Genomic DNA, 8298 nt, shown 5'->3' with positions numbered 1-8298 from the left:
TAGATGCCGTGGTTGTCGAGCAGCCAGTCGCTGATCATCTTGCACTTGCGCGCGTCGCCCACCATCACCGGGATGATGTGGCTCGGGTTGTCGAGGTGCGGGATGCCCAGCGCGTTGAGTTTGCGGCGTACCGTGCTCACCCGGTCGCGGTGGCGGGCGCGTTCGTAGCCGCTCACTTTCAGGTGCTGGATGCTGGCGCAGGCACCGGCGGCGAGGGCAGGGGGGATCGCCGTCGTGAAGATGAAGCCCGAGGCGAAGCTGCGCACATAGTCGCACAGCGCTTCTGAGGCCGCGATATAGCCGCCCATGACGCCGAAGGCCTTGCCCAGCGTGCCCTCGATCACGTCGATCCGGTCCATCAGGCCTTCACGCTCGGCCACGCCCGCGCCGCGCGGGCCATAGAGGCCGACGCCGTGGACTTCGTCGATGTACGAGAGCGCGCCGTGCTTCTCGCAGACTTCGATGATCTCGCGGATCGGGGAGATATCGCCGTCCATCGAGTAGACGCTTTCGAACGCCACCAGCTTCGCGCGGCCAGGGGCCACTTGCGAAAGCTTGGCATCGAGATCGCGCCAGTCGTTGTGCTTCCAGACCACGCATTCAGCGCGGCTGTGGCGAATGCCTTCGATCATCGAGGCATGGTTGCCGGCATCCGAGAATACGACGCAATCGGGCAGGCGTGCGGCCAGCGTGCCGAGCGCCGCCCAGTTCGAGACATAGCCCGAGGTGAACAGCAGCGCGGCTTCCTTGTGGTGAAGATCGGCGAGCTCGGTTTCGAGCAGCGCGTGGTGCCGGTTCGTGCCTGAAATGTTGCGCGTGCCGCCTGCGCCCGCGCCGCATTCGTCGATGACCGTGTGCATCGCGTCCAGCACCTTGGGATGCTGGCCCATGCCGAGGTAGTCGTTCGAACACCAGACGGTGACTTCCTGTGTGCCGCCGTCCACATGCCGCGTCGCCTTGGGGAAGGAGCCGCGATGGCGCTCCAGTTCGGCGAAGATGCGATAACGCCCTTCGCCGCGGACAGCATCGAGTTCCTGTGTAAAGAAGGCCTCATAATCCATGGCCGAAATACCCCTTCCCTTAAAACTCAGATCCGGGCCCTCAAGCGCCCAGGTGATTGCGGCGGCCAGGCAAAGCCCAGCCCCAGAGTGCGCCGTCGCGAAACGGCAAAGCTAAAAACACGTGTTCGAGAACGCCGAGCGCTGCCATCGCAAAGAGCAGGCTGGCGCGGACGGCTTCGGTGCTGCCCGCCGGCGCGGCCAGCGCCGCATTGCCGAGCAGCGCGGCAAGGACCACCGTGAAGACGAGTGCGATGCCCAGCGCGGGCGAAAAGCGGCGCGGGCCGAAATAGCTGCGCAGGTAATCGAGATGCGGGGGCAAGAGATCGCCCACCTGGCTCGGCACCCCGGCAAAGAGCGCAAGCTTGCTGGCAACACGCAGCGCCAGCAGCAGCACGAAGACTTCGGCCCCCGTGGGATTGATCGCATTCCAGCCGAGCGAAAGCAGCATCAGCGCGGTGAGCGCGAGGGCGATCTCGTGGTAAATGAGCGTCGATCCGGCATCGATGAAGCGGTCCCAGCCGCGCGCAGCGGGATTGCTCGGCTCGCGCCGAGGCCCGGCAACTGCGCCCATCAGGAAGCTCGCCTCGTGCCACGACCAAACCATCAGCGCGCCGACGAAGCCGATATAGGCCCCCGCCATGCCGGGCATGACCGAGCCGACCACCACCGCGACAAGCCCGAGGATGCCGCCTGCGCCAGCGATGGCCAGCGCGCGCGGGAAAGTCGCCCGGTCACGGTTGTCCAGCCACGCGATCAGCCCGGTGGCGAAGAACCACACGACAAGCGTGACCACCATGGGGATAGCGTGACCGGAGAGGCTTACCACGATGGCTGCATCCGCACCGAGGCGGGCAGCGCGTTCTCGCGCGTGCGGTGGAAGTACATCCGCGCAAAGGCGAGGCCCGCGGCGGCAACACCGCTGTAGCGCTGGAACGCGCCCGCCACCCCGCCGCGCGCCTTGCCGGCGGCAATGCGGTTGCTGGCGTTCAGCAGGTCGTCCATCCGGCGGCGGAAGGCTGGATCATCGGTTTCCAGCTCGATCGGGAACACCTGGCGGGTGATCGCGGTGCAGACCGAGAAGACCTTGTAGTCGTACTCGGTCGGATCAACGCCCAGCGCCGCATGGAACAGCGGGCGCGCATGATCGCGCACATACATCGTGGCGTAGACCGAAAGCAGGAAGAAGCGGATCCACAGGCGGTTCAGCCCGGTCAGCAGCTTCGGATCTGCCCGCATCAGCAGCGCGAAAGCTTCGCCATGGCGGAACTCGTCGTTGCACCACTCCTCGAACCACGAGAAAATCGGGTGGAAGCGGTGCTCGGGGTGCCTTGCGAGGTGCCGGTAGATCGTGATGTAGCGGGCATAGCCAATCTTTTCAGAAAGATAGACCGCATACCAGATAAACTTCGGGCGGAAGTACGTGTACTTCTTCGATTTGGTCAGAAAGCCCAGATCGACGCCGATCCCGGCGTCCTTCAGCGTTTCGTTGATGAACCCGGCATGGCGGCTTTCATCGCGCGCGAGCAGCTTGAACAGCATCTTCATGTCCGGATTGCGCGTGCGCCGGGCCATTTCGGAATAGAGCACGCAGCCGGAGAATTCCGATGTCATCGAGCTGACGAGGAAATCGGTGAATTCCTCGCGCAGGGCCGGTTCAAGGTTCTCGATGATCCCCTCGAAGCTTTCCGTGCGCTTGAAGTGCAGCTTGTTACGGTCCGCCTGCATCTCGGCGATCAGATCGTCCCACTCGGCACGTACCGGCGAGACGTCGATCGCATCGAGCGCGGCGAAGTCGGTGGTGTAGAAGCGGGGGCTTAGCACCGTTTCGGCGCGCGCCATGGCCATCGTATCCAGCTTGGCGCTGCTGCCGTTGTCGAAGTCGAGCCCGGCAGCGGCGGCGGCGCGGCTGAACTCTTCATGCGCGGAAGACTTCGGGTCGATCGTGGTAGGGGCGTTCATGACGGTCTCCCGGGCGTAAAGCTGACTTCGTAGAGTTCGGTAAGGTCGAAATAGGCGGCCAGCCTGATCCAGGCCCGCACCAGCGGCCCGGCTCGCGTCACCGTTGCCATCCGGTCAATCGCGAGGCTTTGACCGAAATCAACACGGATCGGCGCGCCGTGGACCTTCACGCGATCGCCCGGCTGCAGTTCGATATCGCCGGCCAGCCGCACATGCGCGTGGAAGTGTTCCGGCGTCTGCTCGATCTCGATGCGGCAGGGGGTATCGAACCTGCTGGAGGCCATCAGGCGGCGCCTCCGGGAAGGAGCGCAGCAAAGGCGGCCCGGTTGTCCGGCCCGAACGAGCCGAGCTCGATCGAACGGCCTGTGGCTTTGTCGTCCAGCGAAAGCGTGCCGTTCTTCCACAGCGTCAGCGTGAAGGGCGGGGCCATGCCGACGCCGCGGATATGCCGCTCCCGCGCCATGCCGCGCATCACGCCGCGCACGAAGCCGTTGCCGGGCACGCCGTCGACCAGCACGCGCACCGTCTCGCCGGTGGAGACATCGCGCACCACCACTGCGCCGTCACCGCGGTCGGTGAAGGTGAGCTGGCGCACCACCGCCGGTGCGACATGCGCTTCGGTGCGGGCGGCAGCGGGGATCGCCTCGCGGCTCAGCACGCCAACCTTGACCAGCGCCGTGAGCGCGATTGCAGTTCCCACGAGGACCAACGCCGAGGCAAGGGCGCCCTTGGGCATCGTCTGTTCATGATCGTGGACCAGGCTCATGCCATTGCCTCCTTTGCGCCCAAGGCCGGACGTGTTGCGCTTGCGGCGGGTGCGGCTTCGCTGCGCTGCTGAACCGGCACGATCGCGGCGGTTGCCTTGGCGAGAATGCCCGCCGCCTCAGCCGCGTTGGGCAGTGCGCGCAGCATCGGCTGCGGCTTGGCCAGGCGGAAGGGACGGGCATGCGGCCAGAGCATCGCGTAGCCGAGCATGCTCGGCCCATCGAGCGACAGCGCGATATCGCCGTAGCCCGCACCCAGATTGCGCAGATCCGCGCCGCCCAGCTTCACCAGCGGCAGATTGATGCACTTGCTGAGCGCGACGCCGATGCGCAACACCACGCGGCGGTTGGTGATCGTGTAGACCGTGCTGCGCGCCACCAGCAGTGCGAAGCCATACGCGAGGCCCACCGCCAGCACACCGAAGCCTGCCGTGATGAGCGCCCCCAGCGGCGTGCCGCCGACCAGCGCCCAGCCGACGAGAGCCACGAAGTATCCGCCGATCCACCGCACGCCCAGCGCGCTGCGGGCGAACACCTGTGCATCGGGCGTGCCCTGCCAGAGGATCGCCTCGCCCGCAGGCAGATCACCCGGCAGACCGCGGATCGGCTCGATATCGTGCTCTCTCACAGGATGGGCTCCTGACGACCGGCGTTGGCGTAGAGATAGCCGCCGCCGAAGTAGCCGATCACGCGCTCTTCTTCATAGCGGGTGATCTCGGTCGCGCTTTCAAGCTGCGGCACGGCGTCGTAGTCGGCCGCGTTGATCGCATCGATGGTCACGCCTGCTGCGCTCACCGTTGCCATCGCCATCGGGGCGAGAACATGCTTGCCGCTGGTGGTCTCTACCGCAAGGTAGCGGACCTGGTGCTCGGCACGGTCGATCCACAGGTCGGTCACGGTGCCGGCCACCTGACCATCCGCCGCGATCACCTTCATGCCGCGCGGATCAGGGCCGCCCTTCCATACCGAGATGTGATCCTCGGTCGAAAGCGGCACGATGCGGGCGCGGCCATGCGCGTCCTGATCGGGCCACTTGGCGCGGTTGGCATAGGATGCCGGGCCGACGCCATCGACCAGCGGATTGCCGGTCGGAACATAGGGCGCACCGGCAAAGTTCTCGTAGCGCTTGGCGGCGATTTCCACCGGCTCGCGGCCTTCGGTGCGCGGCAGCGGATAGGACACGCTGCCCCGGCCGAAAGGCAGGTGGAAGGTCTTGGGCAGTGCCGTCGAGAGCGGCCCGCCAACGGTCTCGATAAATCCGTTCATTTCGTCTTCGAGCGGATAGCCCTCGCGGCGATCCTCGCGCCGCAGCCAGAAGACCAGGGCAAGGAAGAAGAGGAAGAACGCCCAGAGCGCGAGCTCTGCCACGTCAATCGAGCCAACTACATATGCGCTTTTCATCGAACGTTCCTTTCCCGGATCAGGGCCCCGGAGGCCGCAATTCCCACCACCACATTCACGCTGGAAACACTCATGTCGGAAACTCCGGCAAAGCCATCTGCCCGCCGGGCAAATCGCCCGAGAGGCCGAGGCGCTTGCCCGCCAGCGGTCCAAGGACCACCAGGGCTGCAATGAGCATTACGATTTCAAGGCTGTAGACCGTGGCATAGCCTGCCGCGCGTCCGCCCGGCCCGCTTGCCCAGGAAACGGTGTCGCGGATCACGCCGCCCACCGCGAGCGCGCTGCCTGCCGCCGTCGCCTGCACCGCGCCCCAGGCGCCCAGCGCCACACCGGAATCGCGGCGCTGCGCCAGCGACATCGCCGCGATCAGCGTGCCGACCGAAAACAGGCCAATGCCGAAGCCGATCGCGCCCGCACCCACGGCAAGCAGCGCCGCAGAATGGAGCGGGGCGGCCAGCAGCACGAGAATGAACGCGCAGATCCCGCCGACCATGCCGGCGCCTGCCAGCCGCAGCGGATCGAAGCCGCGCTCCAGCACGCGGGTAGAGATCGAGAAACCGGCAATTGCGCCCATTGCCCAGGAGCCTGTCAGCATGGTGGTGGAACCAACGGCAAGGCCCAGCAACTCGGCACCATAAGGTTCGAGCAGCGCGTCCTGCATCGCAAAAGCCGCCGCTCCGAGGCCGATGGCAGCAAGCAGGCGCACCGTGTTGGGCTCGGCGACGAATTCGCGCCAAACGTCGCTGAATTCGGGCGCCTCGCGGTCCTTCGCGGTCCGGCCGGGATTGCGGCCTTCCTGCTTCCACAGCGCGGTCACGTTGAGCACGAGCGTCACGACCGCCGCGCCCTGGATCACTTGTACCAGCCGGGTCGGGCTGAAGGGCACAAGCAAGCCGCCGATCACGAAGGCCGAAACCATCATGCCTACCAGCAGCATCACATAGAGCAGCGCCACCGCGCGCGGGCGCTTGTCCGCGCGCGCAAGGTCGGTCGCCAGTGCAAGTCCGGCGGTCTGCGTCACGTGGAGGCCTGCGCCCGTCAGCAGGAACGCGAGCGCGCCCCCGCCAAGGCCGGTATAGAAGGTGCGCTGCTCGCTCATCAGCAGCAGCGCGAAGGGCATGATCGCAAGACCGCCCCACTGCATCAGCGTGCCGAACCAGATATAGGGCACCCGCCGCCAGCCGAGCACGGAGCGGTGCGTATCGGACTTGTGCCCGATGAGCGCGCGAAGCGGTGCAAACAGCAGCGGCATCGCGATCAGCAGCGAAACCAGCCAGGCCGGCGTGTGCAGTTCGACGATCATCACGCGGTTGAGCGTGCCGTTGAGCAGCACCGTCGCCATGCCCACGCTCACCTGAAACAGCGCAAGCCGCAGCAGGCGGGACAGAGGCAGTTCGGCGCTCGCGGCATCAGCAAAGGGCAGCCAGCTCACCGCCACGCGCGTCCACTGGCCTGCCATCCGCGAAAGGCGGGTCTGCGGGATAGTGTCGGTCATGGCGGGCGTTCCGGTCATGGTCAGTCGCGCACCAGTTCGAGGGCATTGGAAATGTAGAAGCCGGTGCCGATCCGCTTGCTGCGGCCGACATGCCAGCCCGGCAGGGCCTTCTCGATCCGCGCGATCAGGTCGGCATCGCGCACAGGCACGATGGCGGGCGCGCGGTCGCTGCGGGGGAAAAGCAGGCCCATCGTGTGCATCGCGCGCAGCATCGGGGTGGAAGGTGCGTGGGTAAACACGATCGAGCCGTCGCAGCGCTCGGCCAGCGAAACCAGCGTGGCAACGATGTCGTCTGGCCGGTAGTGGATCAGCGAATCCATCGCGACGACATGGTCGAAACGGCCATGCGCGGGATCGAGCATGTCGCCCACGCGCCAGTGGATGCGGCCGTGGCCGAGGAACGAGGGGCAGCGTTCGCGCGCAATCGCGACGAGCCCGCCCGCCACATCGACACCGACCACTTCGGCCCCGCGCCGCGCCGCCAGCACGCTCAGCGCGCCGGTGCCGCACCCGGCATCGAGCACGCGCATGCGGCGCAGATCGTGCGGCAGCCAGTCCAGCAGCACGTCGCGCATGGCATCGCGGCCTGCGCGCACGGTGGCGCGGATCCCGCTGACTTTCGCATCCGAAGTCAGGTCGATCCACGCTTTGCGCGCCGTGCTGTCGAAATAGGTCGTCAGTTTGTCGCGCTGTGCATCGAAGCGCGAGCCGTGCCGGGAGACCTGGCCGTCAAAGCTGGAAGATGCGCGCGTCGCCATCATTCATACCCCAGGAAATCGAAGATATCGCGGTCCTTCATGGCCGTCGCCTCAAGCGCAGGCGTGCCATTCCAGAGGATGCGGGCAAGATTGAGGTATTCCTCGCGCGCCGCGATCACGTCCGGGCTGTCCGGCATTTCGAACAAGGTGCACTTCTTCAGGCGCGAGCGGCGGATCGCGTCGAGATCCTTGAAGTGGGCGAGCCGCTTGAGCCCGATGGCGTCGTTGAAGCGGTCGATCTCGTCGGTGCCTGCCGAACGGTTGGCGACAACCCCTGCAAGGCGCACGTCGTAGTTCTTCGACTTGGCATTGATCGCGGCGACAATACGGTTCATCGCGAAGATGCTGTCGAAATCATTGGCGGCGACGACGATCGCGCGTTCGGCATGTTGCAGCGGCGCAGCGAACCCGCCACACACCACATCGCCCAGCACGTCGAAAATCACGACGTCTGTATCTTCGAGCAAGTGGTGCTGCTTGAGCAGCTTGACCGTCTGCCCCACGACATAGCCGCCGCAGCCGGTGCCTGCGGGCGGGCCGCCGGCCTCGACGCACATCACCCCGTTGAAGCCTTCGAACATGTAGTCTTCGGGCCGCAGTTCCTCGGCGTGGAATTCCACGGTTTCGAGCACGTCGATCACTGTCGGCATCAGCTTCTTGGTGAGCGTGAAGGTGGAATCGTGCTTGGGATCGCAGCCGATCTGCAGCACGCGGTGGCCCATCATCGAAAACGCGGCGGACAGGTTCGACGAAGTGGTCGACTTGCCGATGCCGCCCTTGCCGTAGACGGCAAAGACCTTGGCATTGCCGATGCGATCAGCGGGATCGAGCCGGACCTGCACGGACCCGTCGCCATCTGG

10 protein-coding genes are annotated in these 8298 nt (G+C 66.0%); all 10 read right to left on the bottom strand.

What is annotated here, in order from left to right:
- On the bottom strand, positions 1-1061 hold a 1061-nt coding region (gene hemA, locus Q0071_RS20345; protein WP_298174062.1), incomplete at its 3' end, for a 5-aminolevulinate synthase.
- Positions 1062-1101: 40 nt separating this feature from the next.
- Positions 1102-1857 carry a putative photosynthetic complex assembly protein PuhE gene (puhE, locus tag Q0071_RS20340; RefSeq protein ID WP_298174060.1) on the bottom strand — a complete coding sequence of 252 codons (756 nt, stop codon included), beginning with the start codon at positions 1855-1857 and terminating at the stop codon, positions 1102-1104.
- A 23-nt stretch (positions 1858-1880) separates the two neighbouring features.
- Positions 1881-2906 carry a magnesium-protoporphyrin IX monomethyl ester (oxidative) cyclase gene (gene acsF / locus Q0071_RS20335; RefSeq protein ID WP_298174066.1) on the bottom strand — a complete coding sequence of 342 codons (1026 nt, stop codon included), beginning with the start codon at positions 2904-2906 and terminating at the stop codon, positions 1881-1883.
- Positions 2907-3016: 110 nt separating this feature from the next.
- Positions 3017-3304 (bottom strand): hypothetical protein, encoded by a 288-nt coding sequence (locus Q0071_RS20330; RefSeq protein ID WP_298174058.1) that lies wholly within the window; start codon positions 3302-3304, stop codon positions 3017-3019.
- Positions 3304-3786: a photosynthetic complex assembly protein PuhC gene (gene puhC, locus Q0071_RS20325; protein WP_298174056.1), complete on the bottom strand. Its 483-nt coding sequence runs from the start codon at positions 3784-3786 to the stop codon at positions 3304-3306. The genes Q0071_RS20330 and puhC overlap by 1 nt, the downstream gene beginning before the upstream one ends.
- On the bottom strand, positions 3783-4412 hold the full coding sequence (puhB, locus tag Q0071_RS20320) for a photosynthetic complex putative assembly protein PuhB (protein ID WP_298174054.1): 630 nt from the start codon (positions 4410-4412) through the stop codon (positions 3783-3785). Before puhB ends, puhC begins: the two co-directional genes overlap by 4 nt.
- Entirely contained in the window at positions 4409-5185 is a 777-nt protein-coding gene (puhA, locus tag Q0071_RS20315; RefSeq protein ID WP_298174052.1) for a photosynthetic reaction center subunit H, read from the bottom strand. Before puhA ends, puhB begins: the two co-directional genes overlap by 4 nt.
- Positions 5186-5255: 70 nt before the next feature.
- Entirely contained in the window at positions 5256-6644 is a 1389-nt protein-coding gene (locus Q0071_RS20310; RefSeq protein WP_298174064.1) for a BCD family MFS transporter, read from the bottom strand.
- 56 nt (positions 6645-6700) lie between these two features.
- Positions 6701-7438: a magnesium protoporphyrin IX methyltransferase gene (gene bchM / locus Q0071_RS20305; RefSeq protein WP_298174049.1), complete on the bottom strand. Its 738-nt coding sequence runs from the start codon at positions 7436-7438 to the stop codon at positions 6701-6703.
- Positions 7438-8298: ferredoxin:protochlorophyllide reductase (ATP-dependent) iron-sulfur ATP-binding protein (bchL, locus tag Q0071_RS20300; RefSeq protein ID WP_298174047.1), on the bottom strand; the 861-nt coding region annotated here is incomplete at its 5' end. The genes bchM and bchL, both read right to left, overlap by 1 nt.

It is taken from the genome of Novosphingobium sp. (assembly GCF_027486195.1).
Classification (GTDB): domain Bacteria; phylum Pseudomonadota; class Alphaproteobacteria; order Sphingomonadales; family Sphingomonadaceae; genus Novosphingobium.
The sequence above is the reverse complement of the archived record's forward strand: the minus strand, read 5'-3'. Positions and strand labels throughout refer to the sequence as shown.